This window comes from Streptomyces sp. HSW2009, from assembly GCF_040240285.1.
Taxonomy (GTDB): Bacteria; Actinomycetota; Actinomycetes; order Streptomycetales; family Streptomycetaceae; genus Streptomyces.
This window is the reverse complement of record NZ_JBEHZD010001093.1, coordinates 1-853: the sequence shown is the minus strand read 5'-3', so window position 1 is coordinate 853 and position 853 is coordinate 1. Positions and strand designations below refer to the sequence as shown.

The window sequence follows — 853 nt, the reverse complement described above, 5'->3', positions numbered from 1 at the left end:
GGGGGGGGGGGGGGGGGGGGGGGGGGGGGGGGCGCGCGGCGGCCCCCCCCCCCCCCCCCCCGCCGCGGGGGGGGGCCGGCCCCCCCCCCCGCGGCCGGGCCGCTCAGTCCGTCGTGGGCTGGAGCCGCAGCGAGATGGAGTTGATGCAGTAGCGCTGGTCCGTCGGGGTCGGGTAGCCCTCGCCCTCGAAGACGTGGCCCAGGTGCGAGCCGCAGCGGGCGCAGCGCACCTCCGTACGGACCATGCCGTGCGAGCGGTCCTCGATCAGCTCAACCGCTGACGAGTCCTTGGGGTCGAAGAAGCTGGGCCAGCCGCAGTGGCTGGCGAACTTCTCCGTGGACCGGAACAGTTCGGCCTCACACGCCCGGCAGGAGTAGACCCCCGCCGTCTCGGTGTCCGTGTACTCGCCGCGGAACGCGGGCTCGGTGCCGGCCTGGCGAAGCACCTGGTACTCCGCCGGCGACAGCTCAGCGCGCCACTGCTCGTCGGACTTCTCGACCTCGTACGCCATCTCGCGCCTTTCGGGGATGCGGTCTGCTGCGTGTCGCCGGCCCGCGGCCGGGGCGGGGCGCGGGCCGGCCGTGGGTCAGCTCTCCAGGTGGGCCACGATCCGCGGACCGAGGTCCGTGACGTCGCCCGCGCCCATGGTGAGAACGAGATCGCCGGGCCGCGCCATTCCCGCGATGAGCGCCGGGATCGCCTCCCGGTCCGCGACGCCCCGGACGTCCGCGCCCTTGGCCGTGGCCGCGGCGCGGGCCCCCCCCCCGGGGGCCGCCGCGGCCCCGGGCCGCCGCGCGCGGGGCGCGGGCGGGGACGCGCCGGCGGGGGGGGGCGGGGCGCCGGGGGCGGCCCC

General features: G+C 78.9%; 1 protein-coding gene and 1 pseudogene. Both read right to left on the bottom strand.

All coding sequences use genetic code 11. The features are described from left to right. Positions 1 to 103: 103 nt before the first annotated feature. Positions 104 to 511 carry a peptide-methionine (R)-S-oxide reductase MsrB gene (msrB, locus tag AAHZ94_RS34715; protein ID WP_349997644.1) on the bottom strand — a complete coding sequence of 136 codons (408 nt, stop codon included), beginning with the start codon at positions 509 to 511 and terminating at the stop codon, positions 104 to 106. 75 nt (positions 512 to 586) lie between these two features. Beyond that, positions 587 to 853 (bottom strand): annotated as a pseudogene (locus AAHZ94_RS34710) (hypothetical protein); the annotation flags it as partial.

Bases quoted from the DNA above. Each gene is read 5' to 3' on its own strand.
- msrB (WP_349997644.1), bottom strand. From the start codon at position 511: ATGGCGTACGAGGTCGAGAAGTCCGACGAGCAGTGGCGCGCTGAGCTG.